Raw genomic sequence first — 18,778 nt, 5'->3', positions numbered from 1 at the left:
TGTTCAGATAGTTCTGCGAGGCATCCGGAGGCCGCCGTGTTGTACCTGTACCTGGCCGCGGCGATCGTCGCGGAGATCGCCGCCACCGTCTCCCTGAAGGTCTCCGACGGATTCACCAAACTGTGGCCTTCGGTGGTCGTCGTCGCCGGCTACACGATCGCCTTCACAGCGCTCTCGCGCGCGTTGAAGTTGGGTATGCCCGTGGGCGTCGCCTACGCCGTGTGGTCCGCGATCGGTGTCGCCGCCGTGGCGCTCATCGGCTGGCGGTTCCTCGGCGAGGCGCTCAACCCCACGATGGTCGTCGGGCTGGCCCTGATCATCGGGGGCGTGGTGACCCTGGAGCTCGGGAGGACGCACTGAGCGCGACGGCAGTCGACGGGCGCAAGGCGCGCGGCGAGAAGAAGCGGCGCGCCATCGTCGAGGCCACGTTGCGGGTCATCGAACGCGAGGGCGTCGCCGGGGTGACGCACCGCAGCGTGGCCCGCGAGGCCGGCGTGCCGACCACGGCGCCGACCTACTACTTCGCGACGCTCGACGACCTGCTGACCGCCACGCTGCTGTGGTCGGCCGAGGCGATGTGCGACGAGGTCCTGAAGATCATCGCCGTCGGCACCCCGCGGGAGATCGCGCGCAGCCTGGCCAGGGCGGTCGACGAGCACCGGGCGCGCACGCTCGCCGAGTACGAGCTGTACCTGCTGGCAGGGCGGCGACCGGAGCTCAAGCCCGCCGCTCGCCGCTGGCTCGACCTGGCCGCCGAGGTGGCCGCGCCCGCGGACCCCGTGGCGTTCCGCGCGTTCCTCGCCGCGATCGACGGCCTGCTCATCCAGGGGCTGATCGCCGACGTCGCCCCGGACGTGGACGAGCTGGAGCCAATCGTGTCCTTCTTGATCCGCGGTCGCGACGATCCCACGCCCGCCGCACGGGGAGAATGAGCGGCATGAGGTTCGCGCGAGAGGTGTCCGGCATCAGCCACGGGGTGAGCCTCGGGCTGCTGACCGCGCTCTACGTGCGCGACGGCCTGGCGTTGTCGGTGGACGTCGAACCGCACGTGCCGGGACTGGAACCGTCGCTGCCGGTGCACGTGCCGGCCGGGGTCGACCGCGCCGCCGTGACCGCCGAGTGGCCCGGCTGGTGGGCCGACGCGCTGGACGCGTGCACCCGCGGTGCCGAACCGGCCGTGCCCGAGGACGCGGAGGCGTTGCTGACCCGGCCCGCCAGCCGGACGGCGGTGCTCGCGCTGAAGCCCGGCATCCAGGAGCTGCACCGGGTGCAGAGCCCGGCCGCGCTGCCGATCGGCGACGTGCTGCGCGGCATCGAGTCGCGGATCGGGCGGTGGGCGCAGAGCGTGGAGCTGCACATCGCCGAGGTGCCGGTCGAGGGCCTGCTCTGGGAGCGGATCGCGCCCGCGCACGTGCTGGCGTCGTCGCGGTTCCTCAACGACCCGGCGCGGACCGCACCGGCCCTGCGCGCGGTGCTCGAAGACCTGGTCTAGGCACGGGGTAGGGAGAACCCCACCCCGCCTCCGGGGGCTGACTGCCGTGTGGCCGGACCCCGGCCGGCTCTACTTTTGTGCCCATGATGAGGGCAGCGCTGGTGGCGTTGGTGGCGGGGACGGTGCTCACGGCGCTGACGGGCTGTGGCATCCGCATCGTGAAGTACGAGTTCTCCGATGACTACGTCGTCGCGGAAACGTTCACGTCGGTGCGTGCGCGCAACGGGTCGGGTGACGTGACGATCAGGTACCAGGAGGGCCTGACCGGGACGAAGGTCCACCGCAGGGTGGAGCACGCCAAGAACAACAAGCCGGGGGGCACCACGCACCGGGTCGAGGGCGACACGCTGGTGCTGGACACCTGCGGCGACAACTGCGAGGCCAACTACGAGGTGCTCGTGCCCGCCGCCGGCATCAGGGTCGTCGGCGACGTGGGCTCGGGCGACGCGGTCGTCGAGGGTCTCGCGTCCGTCGAGTACGCGACCGGCTCCGGGGACATCACCACCCTGGACATCTCGGGGGACGTCAAGGTGAACACCGGGTCCGGCAACTTCCGGGCCACCAGGGTCGGCGGCACCGTGACCGCGGACCTCGGGTCCGGGCACATCGAGCTGAACACGGTGAAGGGCAAGCTGCTCGCCGTCACGAGGTCCGGTGACATCGACGGCTCGTCCCTGAGCGGCGAGGTGATCGCCGACGCCAGCTCGGGACGGGTCGAGCTGATCATGGCGGAGCCGCGGTCGGTGCGGGTCAACTCCGGCTCCGGTGACGTGGACGTCCGGGTGCCGGGTGGTCCGTACCGGATCACCGGGGTGTCGGGCAGCGGTGACCGCGACATCCAGGTCGCGACCGCGCCGGACGCACCGCTCGAGCTCAACCTCACCACCGGTTCCGGCGAGGTCCGGGTGCTCGCCATCTGAGTCCGTCCGAGGGGGACTGTGTCGAGGGCCACTCCACAAGGGGTGGCCCTCGTGGCGTTCTGAGGGAACAACGGGAGCTTCCCAGCCGTTATGCCAGTCAGAAAGCTTGAGTCGGGTAGGCTCAAGGTTGAGCAAGGTGGCAAACTTGAGCCAGCAACGCTCAACAAGTACTAGCGGAAGGAACTCCAATGGCGCGTGCAGTCGGCATCGACTTGGGGACGACCAACTCCGTCGTCGCCGTTCTCGAGGGCGGTGAGCCGACGGTCATCGCCAACTCGGAGGGCTCGAGGACGACCCCGTCCATCGTCGCTTTCGCCAAGAACGGCGAGGTCCTCGTGGGTCAGCCCGCGAAGAACCAGGCCGTCACCAACGTCGACCGCACCATCCGCTCGGTCAAGCGCCACATCGGCACCGACTGGAAGACCGACGAGGTCGACGGCAAGAAGTACACCTCGCAGGAGATCAGCGCGCGCGTGCTCATGAAGCTCAAGCGCGACGCCGAGGCGTACCTGGGCGAGGAGATCACCGACGCGGTCATCACCGTCCCGGCCTACTTCGAGGACGCGCAGCGGCAGGCCACCAAGGAGGCCGGCCAGATCGCGGGTCTCAACGTGCTCCGCATCGTCAACGAGCCGACCTCCGCCGCTCTGGCGTACGGCCTCGACAAGGGCGAGAAGGAGCAGACCATCCTGGTCTTCGACCTCGGTGGCGGCACGTTCGACGTCTCGCTGCTCGAGCTCGGCGACGGCGTCGTCGAGGTCCGCGCGACCTCCGGTGACAACCACCTCGGTGGCGACGACTGGGACCAGCGCGTCGTCGACTGGCTGGTCGAGCGCTTCAAGCAGGCCAACGGCATCGACCTGACCAAGGACAAGATGGCCCTGCAGCGGATCCGCGAGGCCGCTGAGAAGGCCAAGATCGAGCTGTCCAGCTCGGCGCAGGCGTCCATCAACCTGCCCTACATCACGGTCGACGCGGACAAGAACCCGCTGTTCCTCGACGAGACGCTGTCGCGCGCCGAGTTCCAGCGCATCACGTCCGACCTGCTCGAGCGCACCCGCGCGCCGTTCAACAACGTGATCAAGGACGCTGGCGTCTCCGTCGGCGACATCGACCACGTCGTGCTCGTCGGTGGCTCGACCCGCATGCCCGCCGTCGCGGAGCTCGTCAAGGAGCTGACCGGCGGCCGCGAGCCCAACAAGGGCGTGAACCCGGACGAGGTCGTCGCCGTCGGCGCCGCCCTGCAGGCCGGTGTCCTCAAGGGCGAGGTCAAGGACGTCCTGCTGCTCGACGTCACCCCGCTGTCCCTCGGCATCGAGACCAAGGGCGGCATCATGACCAAGCTGATCGAGCGCAACACCACGATCCCGACCAAGCGGTCCGAGACCTTCACGACGGCGGACGACAACCAGCCGTCCGTGCAGATCCAGGTCTTCCAGGGCGAGCGCGAGATCGCGTCGCAGAACAAGAAGCTCGGCATGTTCGAGCTGACCGGTCTGCCCCCGGCCCCGCGCGGCGTGCCGCAGATCGAGGTCACCTTCGACATCGACGCGAACGGCATCGTCCACGTGTCGGCGAAGGACCTGGGCACCGGCAAGGAGCAGTCGATGACGATCACCGGTGGCTCCGCGCTGCCGAAGGACGACATCGACCGCATGGTCAAGGACGCGGAGGCCCACGCGGAGGAGGACAAGCGCCGCCGCGAGGAGGTCGAGGTCCGCAACCAGGCCGAGACGCTGGTCTACCAGACGGAGAAGGTCGTCAAGGAGAACGACGACAAGCTCCCGGCGGAGATCAAGGACAAGGTCAACGCCGCCGTCGCCGAGGCGAACGAGGCGCTCAAGGGCACCGACATCAACGCCATCAAGGCCGCGGTGGAGAAGCTCGCGACCGAGTCGCAGGCCATCGGCCAGGCGATCTACGCCAACGCGCCGGGCGCGGCGGGTGCCGAGGCCCCTGGTGCGGGTGCCGGTGCGGCCGGTGCCGGCCAGGCCAAGTCCGACAAGGACGACGACGTCGTCGACGCCGAGATCGTGGACGAGGACGAGAAGAAGTGACCGAGCCGAGGCACGCAGCTCCTGACGAGCAGCAGCCTCCCCTCGTCGTGAACGACCGGCGCCGGATCGACCCCGAAACGGGCGAGGTCCGCGCGCCGGCCGCTCCGGCGGAGGAGGGCGCAGCCCAGGAGACCGACGAGACCGTGGTCGCCGCCGAGTTCGTGGACGACGCCGCCGTCGAGCTGAAGGCCCAGCTCGACGAGCGCACCGCGGACCTGCAGCGGCTCACCGCCGAGTACGCGAACTACCGCAAGCGGGTGGAACGCGACCGGGAAGCGGTGATCAACAACGCGAAGGCGTCCGTGGCCGCCGAGCTCCTGCCGCTGCTGGACGACGTCGAACGGGCCGCCGCTCACGGCGACCTGACCGGCGCGTTCAAGGCGGTGGCGGACAAGCTCGTGTCCACGCTGCAGAAGACCGGCCTGGAGCCGTTCGCGCACGAGGGCGAGGCGTTCGACCCGTCGGTGCACGAGGCCGTGCAGCACAGCACGTCCCCGGACGTCGAGGGCCCGACCGTCACCGCCGTGCTGCGGCGCGGCTACCGGTTCGGCGAGAAGCTCGTCCGCCCGGCGCTCGTCGCCGTGACGGACCACGAGCCGGCAGCACCCGCTGAAGAGAGCTGAAGGGAGGGAGACGTCCGGTGAGTGCTAGGGACTGGATCGAGAAGGACTTCTACCGCGAACTGGGCGTCTCCTCCGACGCCTCGGCGGACGAGATCAAGAAGTCGTACCGCAAGCTCGCCCGTGAGCTGCACCCCGACGCCAACCCCGGCGACGCCAAGGCGGAGGCCCGCTTCAAGGCCGTCTCCGAGGCCTACGGGGTGCTGTCCGACGCGGCGAAGCGCAAGCAGTACGACGAGGCTCGTCGCCTGTTCGCGGGCGGAGGGGGCTTCCCCGGCGGCTTCGGCGGTGCCGGCGGCTTCGACGTCAACGACCTGTTCGGTCGGGCAGCGCAGGGCACCGGTGGCGGTGGCGGTGGCCTGGGCGACCTGCTCGGCGGCCTGTTCAACCGGCGCGGTGGCGGCGGTGCGGCCTCGGCCACGCGTCCCCGTCGCGGCGAGGACGTCGAGACCGACGTCCGGCTCGACTTCACCGAGGCGGTGAGGGGCGCGCAGGTGCCACTGCGGCTGTCCTCACCGGCCGCGTGCACGACCTGCGGCGGCTCCGGCGCCAAGCCGGGCACGACGCCGCACACCTGCGCGACCTGCTCGGGTTCCGGCCTGGTCACGCGGTCGCAGGGCGCGTTCGCGTTCAGCGAGCCGTGCCGCGACTGCCGCGGCACCGGCCGGATCATCGACGACCCGTGCGTCGAGTGCGGTGGCGACGGCGTCAGCACCCGCACCCGCACGCTGACCGTCCGAATCCCCTCGGGGGTCGACGACGGCCAGCGGATCCGCCTGGCGGGGCAGGGCGAACCGGGGCGCAACGGCGGACCGTCGGGCGACCTGTTCGTCCGCGTGCACGTCAACCCGCACAGCGTGTTCGGCCGCCAGGGCAACGACCTGACGCTGACCGCGCCGATGACGTTCCCCGAGCTGGCGCTGGGCACGACGTTGACCGTGCCGACGCTGGACGGCAAGGTGACCTTGAAGGTGCCGGCCGGCACCGCTTCCGGGCGCGTGCTGAGGGCGCGCGGCAAGGGCATCACCCGCAAGGACGGCAGCCAGGGCGATCTGCTGATCACGCTGGAGGTCGCCGTCCCGAACAACCTGTCCTCCGAGGCGCGCACGGCCCTGGAGGCGTACGCGGACGTGACCAAGGAGCACGACCCGCGAGGTGAGCTGAACGCGCTGCTGGAAGGGCGGTGAGTTCCGGTGAGTTTTCCGTTCCCGCCGGGGACCGACGAGGACACGCCGTTCTTCGTCATCTCGGTGGCAGCACAGCTCTCCGGCCTGCACGCGCAGACCCTGCGGTCCTACGACCGGATGGGCCTCGTGTCGCCGGGCCGCACCTCCGGCGGCGGCCGCCGCTACTCGATGCGCGACATCGTGCTGCTGCGCGAGGTCCAGCGCCTCTCCCAGGAGGAGGGCGTGAACCTCGCCGGCATCAAGCGCATCATCGACCTGGAGCACCAGGTCGACGCCCTGCGCGCCCGCGTGACCGAGCTGTCCCAGGAGCTGGCCCAGGCACTGGCCGCCGCCGACTCCGCGGCGGCCGCGGTGCACGCCTCCTACCGCAGGGACCTGGTCCCGGTGCGGCAGGAGACGGCGCTCGTGGTGTGGAAGCCCAAGCCGCGCAAGTAGCTCACCGCTCGAAGTAGAACCCGGTCTCCAGGTCCGCCAGGAGGCCGGGTTCCTGCGGTTCCCACCCCAGCAGCGTCCTCGTGCGCGCGCTGGACGTCGGTGCGTCCCGCGTCACCATGAACGCCAACGGCCCGAAGTGCTCCTGCGCTCGTTCCGCGGGAATGCTCTCGACCGGCAGGCCGAGCTTGCGCCCGATCGCCTCGGCGATGGTGCGCATCGGCACGGCCTCCTCGGCCACCGCGTGCAGCACCGCGCCCGTAGGCGCCGCCTCCACCGCCAGCCGGTACAGCCGCGCCGCGTCCAGGGTGTGCGCCGCGGACCAGCGGTTCGTGCCGTCACCGGGGTAGCCGGACACGCCCTTCTCCCGCGCGGTCCTGACCAGGATCGGGATGAACCCGGCCGTGTCGAGCGGGCTGTGCACGGTGGGCGGCAGCACGACCACCGAACCGCGCACGTCCGCGGCGTCGACGATCGCGTTGCGGGCGGCACCGCGGCTGTCGGTGTCGGTGACCCGGTCCTCCTCCGTCGCGGTGCGGCCCAGGTCGGCGTACGACAGCGTGCCGCTGGTGCCGATCAGGGCCTTGCCGGTGCCGGAGAGCTCGTCGAGGAACGCCTTGACCACCGCCAGGTCAGCTCCGGCGGCACCCGCGTAGTCGCCGGCGAACATCTCCTCGTGCTTGAACGCCAGGTGGACCACCGCGTCCGCCTCGGCGGCGGCCTTGCGCAGCCCGTCCAGGTCGTCGAGGTCACCGCGCCGGACCCGGGCGCCCCAGGCCTCCAGCCTGGCGGCGGACATGTCGGACCGGGCCAGGCCGACGACCTCGTGCCCGGCTCCCAGCAGCTCCGGGACCAGCGCCGAACCGACGTGACCGCTGGCGCCCGTGACGAAAACCTTCATCGCACTTCCTCAAGGTGATGGGACTTGGTCTCATCAACAGTAGCAGAGTGATGGGACTTAGTCGCATCACTTAGGATGGGGTCATGGGTCGATGGGAGCCGGACGCGCGGGAGCGGTTGGTGCGCGCCGCACTCGACCTGTTCGGCGAGCAGGGGTACGACAACACCGCGGTCGCGCAGATCGCCGAACGCGCCGGGCTCACCAAGAGCACGTTCTTCCGGCACTTCCGGGACAAGCGCGAGGTGCTGTTCGGCGGTCAGGACCAGCTCGCCGAGGTGCTCACCACCGGCATCGCCGGCGCGCCGGAGCAGGCGGAACCGCTGGCCGCGGTCGAGGCGGCGCTGGTCGCGGTCGGCACCTGGTTCACCGACGAGCACCGGGCGCACGGCCCGCAGCGGCAGGCGGTGATCGAGGACCACCTGGAACTGCGCGAGCGGTCGGCGCTGAAGATGGTCGGGTTCGGCGTGGCCATGAAGGACGCGCTCGAACGCCGCGGCGTCGCCGAGCTGGCGGCAGCGGTGGCCGCCGAGCTCGGCGTGCTCGCCTTCGAACGCGCGTACGGCACGTGGGTGACGACCACCGGAGACTGGTCCGACGTCGTCCGGCGGTCGGTCGCCGAGGTGCGGACCGCGGCCGCGACGCTCGGCTAGCCGCTCACGACTCCTCGCCAGACCCCTTGCCGGCCTTCACCCCGAAGTAGTCGCCGCCCTTGCGCTTCGCGTCGTCGGTGCCCCAGTCGCGGATGCGGTCCACCGGCACCATGCGGGGGATGTGCTTGCGGCAGTGGACGTAGGCCTCCTGCACCTGCACGACGACCCAGCGCTCCACCTTGCGGTCCTCGGTGGGGAACTCCTCGCGCGGCGCGATGCGGGCCCTGCCGTTGACGTGCAGGCCGATCAGGTCCTCGGTGAAGTCCACCATCAGCATGCCGACGTGCGGGTTCTCCATGATGTTGCCGAGCGAGGCCATGACGCCGTTGCCGCGGTACTCGGGGTACGCGACGGTCCTCGGGTCGACCACCCGGATGAAGCCCGCGGGTCCGGCGCGCAGCGTCGAGTCGCATTCGCCGTCGGCGTCGGAGGTCGAGATGAACGCCATCTCCATCCGGCCGACGAACTCGGCCATCGCGGGGTTGAGGTGGTCCAGTACCTGGTCCGAGTAGAAGCGTGTGGCGCGATCGGAGGTCTCCAGGGCACATTGGAGGAAGTGCTCGCCGCGGGAGCCGGGATGTTCGACACGGTTGGGTGAGGTGGTTCCAGTCAATTCAGGCAAGGACACGCGCCACACCGTTGCACGCAAGCGCGCAACTCGGTACGGAGGGACCCTCAGATTCACACTGTTGCGGTAACAAGCAGTTGCGTACCGTAGTCATGCTTCGCTCGAAGGTGGCATCAAGGAGTCGGAAGGCCAGAACAGAGGTTAGTGTCCACCCCGTCGGGGGACGGATGTTTGACGAGCACGGCGCCTCACCGGTGCCAGGACGAAGAACGTGGAGACTGCGCGCGGACCATGACTGCGAACGCTGTGCTGAGCCCCATCCCTACCCCGCCACACCGTGAACCCCCGCCTGGCGTCACCGCGATGGTGCGGATGATCCGGGAGAGCTTCGCGGTGGTGGAGCCGCATTCCGAAGAAGTGGCGAAGTTCTTCTACGGGATGCTCTTCTCGCTCTCGCCCGCCACACGCGAGATGTTCCCCGCCAACATGGAGGTGCAGCGGAGCCGTCTGCTGCGCGCCCTGGTGCACGTGGTGCAGATGGTCGACCGCCCGGACGACCTGATCCCCTTCCTCCGCCAGCTGGGCCGCGACCACCGCAAGTTCGGTGTCATCAACGTCCACTACGAGGCGGTCGGCACGGCACTGCTGTCGGCGGTGAAGAAGTTCGCCGGTGCCGCCTGGACGCCGAAGGTCGAGATGGCCTGGGCCGAGGCGTACACGCTGATGGCCCGCGCGATGCAGGAGGCGGCCGACGCCGACAACGGGCCCGCGTACTGGCACGCGACGGTGCTGGAGCACCAGCGCGTGTCGTGGGACCTGGCGGTCGTGCGGCTGCAGCCCGACCACCCGGTCAACTACCGCGCCGGGCAGTACGTGTCCGTCGAGACGCCGCAGCGCAAGCGGCTGTGGCGCTACTACACGCCGGCGAACGCGCCGCGCGAGGACGGCATCATCGAGTTCCACATCCGGTCCGTCGACGGCGGCTGGGTGTCGCGCTCGGTGGTCGGCCACACACAGGCCGGCGACACGTGGCGCATCGGTCCGCCGATGGGACGCCTCTCGGTCGACCGCACGTCCGGGTCGGACATCCTGATGGTGGCCGGTGGCACGGGCGTCGCGCCGATGCACGCGATCATCGACGAGATGGCGCAGTGGGGCGACAACCCGCGCGTGCACCTGTTCTACGGCGGCCGCACCCGCGAGGACCTCTACGACCTGGACAACCTGCAGCGCATCGCGACCACGAACCCGTGGCTCACGGTCGTGCCGGTGCTGGAGTCGGACCCCGGCGTCCGCGGTGTCGAGCAGGGCACCCTGGCCGACGTGGTCACCCGCTACGGCGCGTGGGAGGAACGCGACGTCCTGGTCTGCGGCAGCCCGGCGATGATCAGGTCGACGGTGTCCCGCATGCTGGTCGCGGGAACTCCGCTCGACCGGATCAAGTACGACCCGTTCACGCTGGACTAGGCTCGGCACGTCGAAAGCGACTGGCGTGCCGAGGGTGGAACCGACCACCGGGAAGCGACTGCCGAGCGCACCGAACGCCTGGGTGCACCGGTGTGGAGCTGAGCCGTGCTCTCCCAGGTCGATCCCGAGATCGCCGCACTGATCGAGGCCGAGTCCGCCCGCCAGTCCCGCAGGCTGCGCATGATCGCGTCGGAGAACGACGTGTCCGCCGCCGTGCTTGAGGCAACGGGCTCGGTGCTGACGAACAAGTACTCCGAGGGGTACCCCGGCAAGCGGTACTACGAGGGCCAGCAGGTCGTCGACCAGGTCGAACAGCTCGCGATCGACCGCGCGAAGGCCCTGTTCGGCGTGGACCACGCCAACGTCCAGCCGCTGTCCGGCGCGCCCGCGAACCTCGCGGTGTACCTCGCGTTCCTGTCGCCGGGCGACACGGTGATGGGCATGTCGCTGCCGATGGGCGGCCACCTGACCCACGGCTGGAACGTGTCCGCGACCGGCAGGTGGTTCCACGCGGTGCAGTACGACGTGCGCAAGGACACCGGCGTCGTCGACCTGGACCAGGTCCGCTCCCTCGCGCTCGCCGAACGTCCGAAGGTGATCTTCTGCGGTGGCACGGCCATCCCGCGCACGATCGACTTCCCGGCGTTCGCCGCCATCGCCGCCGAGGTCGACGCCGTCCTGGTCGCCGACATCGCGCACATCGCCGGTCTCGTCGCGGGCGGCGCCCACCCGTCCCCGGTCGGCCACGCCCCGGTGATCACCACGACCACGCACAAGACGCTCCGCGGCCCGCGTGGCGCCATGATCCTCAGCGACGCCGAGCACGCCAGGGCCGTCGACCGCGCTGTCTTCCCCGGCCTGCAGGGTGGCCCGCACAACCACACGACCGCCGCCATCGCCGTGGCCCTGCACGAGGCGGCGCAGCCGGCGTTCCGCGAGTACGCGCACACCGTCGTGGCCAACGCGCGGGCGCTCGCGGCCGCGTTGCTGGAGCGGGGCTTCGACCTGGTCTCCGGTGGCACCGACAACCACCTGATCCTGATCGACCTGACGTCCAGGGGCATCGGCGGCAAGCCCGCCGCGCGGGCACTGGACCGGGCGGGCATCGAGCTGAACTACAACGCGGTGCCGTACGACTCCCGCACGCCGTTCGACCCGTCCGGCATCCGGCTCGGCACCCCCGCCATCACCACCCGCGGCCTCCGCCCGTCCCACATGCCGCAGATCGCCGACTGGATCGACCGGGCCACCACCGCCGTCGCTGACGAGCCCGCACTCGCACGCATCGCCACCGAGGTCGAGGACCTGCTCACCTCCCTCTAACCCCCGCCGTAAGTGCACGCGGGGACCTTTCGTACCCCTGGGAGGGCACGCGGGGACCTTTCGTACCCCCAGAGGACACGCGGGGAGCTTTCGTAACCCTCGGGAGTGCACGCGGGGAGCTTTCGTAACCCCCTGGGAGGGCACGCGGGGACCCCGCGTACCCCCAGAGGGCACGCGGGGTCCCCGCGTGCCCTCCACTCCTGGAGGAGTGACGCAGGAGACCGTGGGAAAGTTGTTCTAGCTAACTATTTCCCGATATAGTTGTATGGCATCAACTAACTACTGGAGGTGTGCTTGAACCGGCCCTCGTCGCATCGGGAGATCCTCGAAGCGCTGTCCGGCATCTGGGTGGCGTTGCTCGTCGCGATCCTCAGCTCCACCATCGTCTCGAACGCTCTCCCGACGATCCTGGCCGAGCTCAAGGGCACCCAGACCCAGTACACCTGGGTCATCACGGCGATGCTGCTGGCCTCCACGGCCAGCACGCCGCTGTGGGGCAAGCTCGCGGACCTCTTCGACAAGAAGAAGCTGCTGCAGGCGGGCATCGTGCTGTTCGTCATCGGCAGCGTGCTGTCGGGCCTGAGCCAGAACATGGAGCAGCTCATCGCGTTCCGGGTCGTGCAGGGCCTGGGCATGGGCGGTGTGCAGGCGCTCGGCCAGGTCGTGGTCGGCGCGCTGCTCAGCCCGCGTGAACGCGGCCGTTACAGCGGCTACACCGGCATGGTGATCTCGGCGGGCACCGTCGGCGGACCGCTGGTGGGCGGGTTCCTCGTCGACTGGCCCGGCTGGCGCTGGTGCTTCTTCGTGTGCGTGCCGCTGGCCCTCGTGGCCCTCGCCGTGCTGCACAAGACGCTGCACCTGCCCGTGCAGAAGCAGCACGTGAAGATCGACTACCTGGGCGCCACGCTGATCACCGGCGGGGTGAGCCTGGTGCTGATGTGGGTGTCGTTCGCCGGCAAGGACTTCGCCTGGTTCTCCGGTGAGAGCGCCCTGTACGTCGGCGGTGTGGTGCTCGCGCTGACCGCCGCCTACTTCGTCGAGCGCAGGGCCTCTGCGCCGGTCATCCCGCTGCACCTGTTCCGCAACCGCACGGTCGTGCTGGCGATGCTGGGTGGCATCGCGGTCGGCACGGCGATGTTCGGCGCCTCGGTGTTCATGGGGCAGTACTTCCAGATCGCGCGGGGCTTCTCGCCCACGAAGGCGGGGCTGCTCACGGTGCCGCTGGTGCTCGGGCTGAGCATCTCCTCGACCGTCAGCGGCCAGCTGATCGCGAAGAGCGGCCGGTGGAAGAGCTACCTGGTCTGGGGTGCGTTCTCGCTGGTCATCGGGCTGGCGCTGCTCGGCACGATCGACCACGGCACCAACCTCACGCTGATGGGCGCCTACCTGCTGCTGGTCGGCGTGGGCGTCGGGCTGACCATGCAGAACCTGGTGCTGGCCGTGCAGAACGGCGTGGGCATGGCCGACCTGGGAGCGGCGAGCTCCACGGCGACGTTCCTGCGGTCGCTGGGAGGCACGGCCGGCGTCTCGGTGCTCGGTGCGGTGCTGGCCGCCCACGTGAGCACCACGTCGCTCGACCGCGGCTCCCTCTCCCCGGCCGTGCGCAACTCCTACGGCGACGCGATGGGCGAGCTGTTCCTGATCGCCGCCGGGCTCGCGGTCTTCACCGTCATCGCAGTGCTGCTGATCAAGGAACAGCCGCTGCGGGACTCCGTGGACGTGACGGCGGAGATCACCCCAACGGGTTCTGGCGCACAGACGGTCGCCACCGAACTTGCCTCACCTGTGGATACTGACCAGCGGATTGTGGACAACTCAACCCCTGGTGTGGACAAGCGGTTGATCCGAACGAGTGACGGCGATCATGAGGTCGCGGCACGTTCGGCTGCGCTGCGTTCCACGCAGAACTCGTTGCCCTCGGGGTCGCGCATCGTGACCCAGCCGGTGCCGTCCGCCCTGCGCTGATCGTCGTAGACCGTCGCACCGATCCCCAGCAGCCGGTCGACCTCCTCGTCACGGGAGAGGTCGGCCGGCTGCAGGCAGATGTGCACCCGGTTCTTGACCGCCTTGTCCTCGGGAACGGCGACGAACAGGTAGCGGATGCCGTTCGGCAGTTCGATCAGGCACTCGTCGTCGCCGGGGTTGTCGTCGGGGTGCAGCGGCAGCCCGAGCACCTTGCTCCACCACGACGCGATCTCGTAGGAGTCGCGCGCGTCGACGGTGACGTTGTGGATGATTGAGGTCATGGCGCTGATCTTCGCCCATCTCCGCTCCACCGACGTGCGATTTTCGCGACCTCCGTCACGTTCTCGTAGTTGAGCGGAACAGGCTCAACTTTTCTGACGTTGTGCGGGATGATGGTCCGTGCCGCAGGCTGACCACGAGGTGGAGGAATGGACGCTTTCAACCCGACGACCAAGACCCAGCAGGCCGTGTCCGCGGCCGTGCAGGCAGCGACCCTCAACGGGAACCCCGACGTGGGACCCGTGCACCTGCTCGGTGCCCTGCTGGCGCAGGCGGACGGGTTGACCGCGCCGTTGCTCTCCGCGGTGGGCGCCGACCCGACGCTGGTGCGCAAGGAGCTGGAGCAGCTCTCCCGCGCGCTGCCCAGCGCCTCCGGTGCGAGCGTGTCCGCCCCGCAGTTCTCGCGCGACGCCGTGCGGGTGCTCAGCCGGGCGCAGGAGCTCGCCACCGAGATGGGCGACGAGTACGTGTCCACCGAGCACCTGCTCGTGGGCTTGGCGCAGCACGGTGGCCAGGTGGCCGACCTGCTGCGGCGCAACGGCGCGACGCCCGAGGCGCTGACCGAGGCCTTCACGAAGGTGCGCGGCTCGGCGCGGGTCACCTCGGCCGACCCCGAGGGCACCTACAAGGCGCTGGAGAAGTACGGCGTCGACCTCACCGAACGTGCCCGCAAGGGCGAGCTCGACCCGGTGATCGGCCGCGACTCCGAGATCCGCCGCGTCGTGCAGGTGCTGTCCCGGCGCACCAAGAACAACCCGGTGCTGATCGGCGAGCCCGGCGTCGGCAAGACCGCCATCGTCGAGGGCCTGGCCCAGCGCGTGGTGGCCGGCGACGTGCCGGAGTCGTTGCGCGGCAAGCGGGTCGTGTCACTGGACCTCGGCTCGATGGTCGCGGGCGCCAAGTACCGCGGTGAGTTCGAGGAGCGGCTCAAGGCCGTCCTCAAGGAGATCACCGACTCGGCCGGCCAGGTCATCACGTTCATCGACGAGCTGCACACGATCGTCGGCGCCGGCGCGACCGGTGAGTCCGCCATGGACGCCGGCAACATGATCAAGCCGATGCTGGCGCGCGGCGAGCTGCGCATGGTCGGTGCCACGACGCTCGACGAGTACCGCGAGCACATCGAGAAGGACGCCGCACTGGAGCGCCGCTTCCAGCAGGTGCTGGTCGGCGAGCCCTCGGTCGAGGACACCGTCGGCATCCTGCGCGGCCTCAAGGAGCGCTACGAGGTGCACCACGGCGTGCGCATCACCGACGCCGCCCTCGTCGCCGCGGCCACGCTGTCCGACCGCTACATCACCGCGCGCTTCCTGCCGGACAAGGCCATCGACCTCGTCGACGAGGCCGCGTCCCGGCTGCGCATGGAGATCGACTCGCGCCCGGTCGAGATCGACACCGTCGAGCGCTCGGTCCGCCGTCTCGAGATCGAGGAGATGGCGCTGGCCAAGGAGTCCGACCCGGCGTCGCTGGAACGGCTCTCCGCCCTGCGCGCCGAGCTGGCAGAGAAGCGCGAGGAGCTGTCCGCGCTGACCGCCCGCTGGCAGAACGAGAAGGGCTCGATCGACAAGGTCCGCACCCTGAAGGAGCAGCTGGAGTCGCTGCGCGGCGAGTCGGAGCGCGCCGAGCGCGACGGCGACCTCGGCCGGGCCGCCGAGCTGCGCTACGGCCGGATCCCGGCGCTGGAGAAGGAGCTGGCGGTCGCCGCGGAGGCGTCCACCCAGGAGTCCGCCATGCTCAAGGAGGAGGTCGGCTCGGACGACGTCGCCGACGTCGTGTCCGCGTGGACCGGCATCCCCGCCGGCCGGCTGCTGGAGGGCGAGACCGCGAAGCTGCTGCGGATGGAGGACGAGCTCACCCGCCGCGTCGTCGGCCAGGCCGAGGCCGTGCGCGTCGTCTCGGACGCCGTGCGCCGCACCCGTGCCGGTGTCGCCGACCCGGACCGCCCGACCGGCTCGTTCCTGTTCCTCGGCCCCACCGGTGTCGGCAAGACCGAGCTCGCGAAGGCGCTGGCGTCGTTCCTGTTCGACGACGAGCGGGCGATGATCCGCATCGACATGAGCGAGTACTCCGAGAAGCACTCGGTGGCCCGCCTGGTCGGTGCCCCTCCCGGCTACGTCGGCTACGACCAGGGCGGGCAGCTCACCGAGTCGGTCCGCCGCCGCCCGTACTCGGTCGTGCTGCTCGACGAGGTCGAGAAGGCGCACCCGGACGTCTTCGACGTGCTGCTGCAGGTCCTCGACGACGGCCGCCTGACCGACGGCCAGGGCCGCACCGTGGACTTCCGCAACACGATCCTGGTGCTCACCTCGAACCTGGGCTCGCAGGCCATCGCGAACCCGTCGCTCACCGAGGTCGAGCGCAAGGACGCCGTGCTGGCGGTGGTGCAGCGCCACTTCAAGCCGGAGTTCCTGAACCGGCTCGACGACGTGGTGGTGTTCCACGCCCTCGCCACCGAGGAGCTGACGTCCATCGTGGACATCCAGATCGCCCGCCTGGCCGAGCGCCTCGCCGCGCGCAGGCTGACGCTGGAGGTCACGACGGCCGCACGCGACTGGCTGGCGCTCAACGGGTTCGACCCGGTGTACGGCGCCCGGCCGCTGCGCAGGCTGGTGCAGTCGGCGATCGGCGACCAGCTGGCCAAGGAGCTGCTGGCCGGCGAGGTGCGCGACGGTGACGCGGTGAAGGTCGACGTGGTGGACGACCAGTCCGGCCTGATCGTGGGCCGCGGCGTCTAGTTCCACCGAGCTGGGCTGAGGTGTCGTCGCGGGTGTGGTCAACCCACACCCGCGACGCCGTTCCAGCCCGCCCGATCCCCCGCGGTCGATAGGTTGACCGCCATGGGGGATCTTCGCTTCGTGCGGTTCGAAGGGGTCGAGCCGACCGCCCGCGGCACCTGGCCGGGTGTCTTCGGGCTGGTGAACGGCCTGCGCAGGGCCGGTCGGCTGACCGCGGAGCAGGAGTCGTACTGCCGTGTGAACGGTGACTGGTTCAACGCCGCCTACACCGACCCGTCGACGGTCGACCCGGCCGTGTACGACCGCGAGCTCAACCCCGGTGCCGCCGCGTGGTTCAAGGTCGAGGCGACGCACCTGGTCGAGCGCGTGGCCGGCTACCTGGACATCCTCGACGCCCACGGCGTGCGGTGGCGCAGGGTGGAGTCCGACGACCCCGGTCGCGTCGTCTACGAGGACGCGGACCAGGTCGTCGTCGTGCCCCGGTGACCGGTCGCGGGACCCTCGTCGACGTGGAAACACGGCCCCCGGCCCACGACGCGCGGAAGTGATCTTCGTTCTCGGCTGCCGACCCACTACGCTTCAGCTGTGGGTGGCATACCGGCGTGGGTCTGGTTCACCGTCGCCGCGGTGGCGGGCGTGGCGGGGTTCGCCCTGCTCGCGACCGACCGGGCGCAACGAACCGCGCGTAATCGTGAACGGCGCCGTTGGGCTGCCCTGCGCGGCTGGCAGTTCGAAGAGACAGACCACGTGCTGCCGACACGCTGGGAAGCGGGCGCGATCGCCTACTACGGCACCGGGCTCGCCCGTGACGTGGTCGCCGGTTCGACCTTCACCGCGGACGGGCGGCGCCAGGTCTACGTGCTCGACCACGAGACCGGCGGCAAGGTCAACTCGGTGCTGGTCGGCGTGCGGTGCCGCCGCGCGTTGTCCGTGGTCATCGAGCTGTGGCTGTCGACTGTGCCGTTCCAGCGGGACAAGATGCCGGACCTGCTCGGACCGGTCGGGTCGCGCTACGCGTTCGTGACGGACGTGCCCGCGGCGCGCAAGCTCATCACGCCGGACCTGATCGACGCGGCCGAGGAGATCGGTGGCGACGTCACGGTCGTCTGGCTGGAGAACGACTGGGTACTGGCCTCCGCGCCGCCGAACTCGTCGCCCGCGCGCCTGGAGCGGCTGCTGCGCGACGTCGGCGAGCTCGCGGACGTGATCGACCCGTTCGACGCGGACCCGGCGCGGGACGAGCCCGTCGCGGACGCCGAGGACGAGGGCGGAGAGGTCTACCGGCCGACGTTCGGGCGAAAGCAGACGTAGCTGGTTCGGGTGTGACTCACGTCATACCTCACTCTGCGTGGAACCGCGTGCTTCGGCCTCGGCGGTTTTCCGACTAGCGTGCGGAGCCATGCCAACCGCACTGGTGACCGGAGCAACCGTCGGGATCGGGGCCGCCTTCGCGCGCAGGCTCGCGGCCGAGGGCTACGACCTCGTCCTCGTCGCACGGACGGCGTCCGCTTTGGACGAGCTCGCGAAGCAGCTGCACGACCGCCACGGCGTGCACGTCGACACCCTGCCCGCCGACCTGAGCGACCGCGCCGATCGCCTCAAGGTCGAGGCCCGACTCTCCGAGTCCGCTGTGGACCTCCTCGTGAACAACGCGGGCTTCGCCACCAGCGGCGAGCTCTTCCAGACCGACGTGGAGAAGCTCCAGTCCCAGCTAGACGTCAACGTCGCCACCGTCCTGCGCCTGAGCAGGGCCGCCGTCCCGCTGATGGTCGCGCGTGGCAAGGGCGACGTCATCAACGTGGCCAGCGTCGCCGGCTTCCTGCCCGGCCGCGGCACGAGCTACAGCGCCGACAAGGCGTGGGTCATCGCGTTCTCCGAGGGCATGTCGCTCGCCGTGGCCGGCTCGGGCGTCCGCGTCCTGGCCCTGTGCCCCGGTTTCGTGCGCACCGAGTTCCACAAGCGCGCGAACATCGACATGTCGAAGACGCCGGGCTGGCTGTACGTCGACGCCGACCGCCTGGTCCACGAGGCGCTGCGCGACCTGCGCCGCGGCCGGGTCCTGTCGATCCCCGGCTCCCAGTACAAGGGCATCGTCGGCGCGACGAAGCTGCTCCCCAGGGCGCTGGTCCGCAAGATGGCCTCGCGCTTCGCCGGCGGGCGCGGCCGGACGTGAGCGGAACCA

At 70.3% G+C, this 18,778-nt stretch carries 19 protein-coding genes and 1 riboswitch; of the genes, 16 read left to right on the top strand and 3 right to left on the bottom strand.

The window, feature by feature from the left end; genetic code table 11:
• Positions 1–36: 36 nt before the first annotated feature.
• The 8 genes from ACZ7CD_RS03235 to ACZ7CD_RS03200 all read left to right on the top strand — a co-directional run bounded on the left by ACZ7CD_RS03235 (position 37) and on the right by ACZ7CD_RS03200 (position 6,711).
• Positions 37–360: a DMT family transporter gene (locus ACZ7CD_RS03235; RefSeq protein WP_360394150.1), complete on the top strand. Its 324-nt coding sequence runs from the start codon at positions 37–39 to the stop codon at positions 358–360.
• Entirely contained in the window at positions 357–932 is a 576-nt protein-coding gene (locus tag ACZ7CD_RS03230; RefSeq protein ID WP_360394826.1) for a TetR/AcrR family transcriptional regulator, read from the top strand. Before ACZ7CD_RS03235 ends, ACZ7CD_RS03230 begins: the two co-directional genes overlap by 4 nt.
• Before the next feature lie 5 nt (positions 933–937).
• Positions 938–1,492 (top strand): hypothetical protein, encoded by a 555-nt coding sequence (locus ACZ7CD_RS03225; RefSeq protein ID WP_470369804.1) that lies wholly within the window; start codon positions 938–940, stop codon positions 1,490–1,492.
• A gap of 83 nt (positions 1,493–1,575) precedes the next feature.
• On the top strand, positions 1,576–2,412 hold the full coding sequence (locus ACZ7CD_RS03220; RefSeq protein ID WP_458429923.1) for a DUF4097 family beta strand repeat-containing protein: 837 nt from the start codon (positions 1,576–1,578) through the stop codon (positions 2,410–2,412).
• 188 nt (positions 2,413–2,600) lie between these two features.
• Positions 2,601–4,469, top strand: a complete 1,869-nt coding sequence (dnaK, locus tag ACZ7CD_RS03215) for a molecular chaperone DnaK (RefSeq protein ID WP_360394159.1) — start codon at positions 2,601–2,603, stop codon at positions 4,467–4,469.
• Positions 4,466–5,092, top strand: coding sequence for a nucleotide exchange factor GrpE (grpE, locus tag ACZ7CD_RS03210; RefSeq protein ID WP_360394161.1), 627 nt, complete (start codon positions 4,466–4,468; stop codon positions 5,090–5,092). Before dnaK ends, grpE begins: the two co-directional genes overlap by 4 nt.
• Positions 5,093–5,109: 17 nt before the next feature.
• The gene (gene dnaJ, locus ACZ7CD_RS03205) at positions 5,110–6,276 is read left to right on the top strand and encodes a molecular chaperone DnaJ (RefSeq protein WP_470372956.1); all 1,167 of its coding nucleotides are present in this window, start codon (positions 5,110–5,112) and stop codon (positions 6,274–6,276) included.
• Positions 6,277–6,282: 6 nt separating this feature from the next.
• Complete coding sequence (locus ACZ7CD_RS03200) at positions 6,283–6,711, top strand: heat shock protein transcriptional repressor HspR (protein WP_360394166.1); 429 nt, start codon at positions 6,283–6,285, stop codon at positions 6,709–6,711.
• Position 6,712: 1 nt separating this feature from the next.
• Here ACZ7CD_RS03200 and ACZ7CD_RS03195 read toward each other — a convergent pair whose 3' ends face one another.
• Positions 6,713–7,609: an SDR family oxidoreductase gene (locus ACZ7CD_RS03195; RefSeq protein ID WP_470378248.1), complete on the bottom strand. Its 897-nt coding sequence runs from the start codon at positions 7,607–7,609 to the stop codon at positions 6,713–6,715.
• An 83-nt stretch (positions 7,610–7,692) separates the two neighbouring features.
• On the opposite strand from ACZ7CD_RS03195, the gene ACZ7CD_RS03190 reads away from it, so the two are divergent.
• Entirely contained in the window at positions 7,693–8,259 is a 567-nt protein-coding gene (locus tag ACZ7CD_RS03190) for a TetR/AcrR family transcriptional regulator (protein WP_470369808.1), read from the top strand.
• 4 nt (positions 8,260–8,263) lie between these two features.
• Here ACZ7CD_RS03190 and ACZ7CD_RS03185 read toward each other — a convergent pair whose 3' ends face one another.
• Positions 8,264–8,734 (bottom strand): pyridoxamine 5'-phosphate oxidase family protein, encoded by a 471-nt coding sequence (locus ACZ7CD_RS03185; RefSeq protein WP_360394175.1) that lies wholly within the window; start codon positions 8,732–8,734, stop codon positions 8,264–8,266.
• A gap of 456 nt (positions 8,735–9,190) precedes the next feature.
• Here ACZ7CD_RS03185 and ACZ7CD_RS03180 point away from each other — a divergent pair, with 456 nt between their 5' ends.
• From ACZ7CD_RS03180 to ACZ7CD_RS03170, 3 genes are all read left to right on the top strand, one after another.
• Positions 9,191–10,294 carry an FAD-binding oxidoreductase gene (locus ACZ7CD_RS03180; RefSeq protein ID WP_360394178.1) on the top strand — a complete coding sequence of 368 codons (1,104 nt, stop codon included), beginning with the start codon at positions 9,191–9,193 and terminating at the stop codon, positions 10,292–10,294.
• Between the two features lie 6 nt (positions 10,295–10,300).
• A riboswitch (ZMP/ZTP riboswitch) is annotated at positions 10,301–10,385 on the top strand.
• 14 nt (positions 10,386–10,399) lie between these two features.
• Positions 10,400–11,617, top strand: coding sequence for a serine hydroxymethyltransferase (locus tag ACZ7CD_RS03175; RefSeq protein WP_470378247.1), 1,218 nt, complete (start codon positions 10,400–10,402; stop codon positions 11,615–11,617).
• Positions 11,618–11,911: 294 nt separating this feature from the next.
• Positions 11,912–13,582: an MDR family MFS transporter gene (locus ACZ7CD_RS03170; protein ID WP_360394180.1), complete on the top strand. Its 1,671-nt coding sequence runs from the start codon at positions 11,912–11,914 to the stop codon at positions 13,580–13,582.
• Here ACZ7CD_RS03170 and ACZ7CD_RS03165 read toward each other — a convergent pair.
• Positions 13,480–13,863 (bottom strand): VOC family protein, encoded by a 384-nt coding sequence (locus tag ACZ7CD_RS03165; RefSeq protein WP_360394183.1) that lies wholly within the window; start codon positions 13,861–13,863, stop codon positions 13,480–13,482. The genes ACZ7CD_RS03170 and ACZ7CD_RS03165 overlap by 103 nt on opposite strands.
• 147 nt (positions 13,864–14,010) lie before the next feature.
• Here ACZ7CD_RS03165 and clpB point away from each other — a divergent pair, with 147 nt between their 5' ends.
• From clpB to ACZ7CD_RS03145, 4 genes are all read left to right on the top strand, one after another.
• Entirely contained in the window at positions 14,011–16,596 is a 2,586-nt protein-coding gene (gene clpB, locus ACZ7CD_RS03160; protein ID WP_458429932.1) for an ATP-dependent chaperone ClpB, read from the top strand.
• A 102-nt stretch (positions 16,597–16,698) separates the two neighbouring features.
• Complete coding sequence (locus ACZ7CD_RS03155) at positions 16,699–17,082, top strand: hypothetical protein (RefSeq protein WP_360394189.1); 384 nt, start codon at positions 16,699–16,701, stop codon at positions 17,080–17,082.
• A 108-nt stretch (positions 17,083–17,190) separates the two neighbouring features.
• Positions 17,191–17,907 carry a type III secretion system chaperone family protein gene (locus ACZ7CD_RS03150; protein ID WP_360394832.1) on the top strand — a complete coding sequence of 239 codons (717 nt, stop codon included), beginning with the start codon at positions 17,191–17,193 and terminating at the stop codon, positions 17,905–17,907.
• Positions 17,908–17,995: 88 nt separating this feature from the next.
• A complete protein-coding gene (locus tag ACZ7CD_RS03145; RefSeq protein ID WP_470369811.1) occupies positions 17,996–18,769 on the top strand; it encodes an SDR family NAD(P)-dependent oxidoreductase in 774 nt (257 codons plus the stop codon).
• Positions 18,770–18,778: the final 9 nt, after the last annotated feature.

Source organism: Lentzea sp. NPDC036949 (genome assembly GCF_055608075.1).
This window is presented reverse-complemented; position numbering and strand designations above follow the sequence as displayed.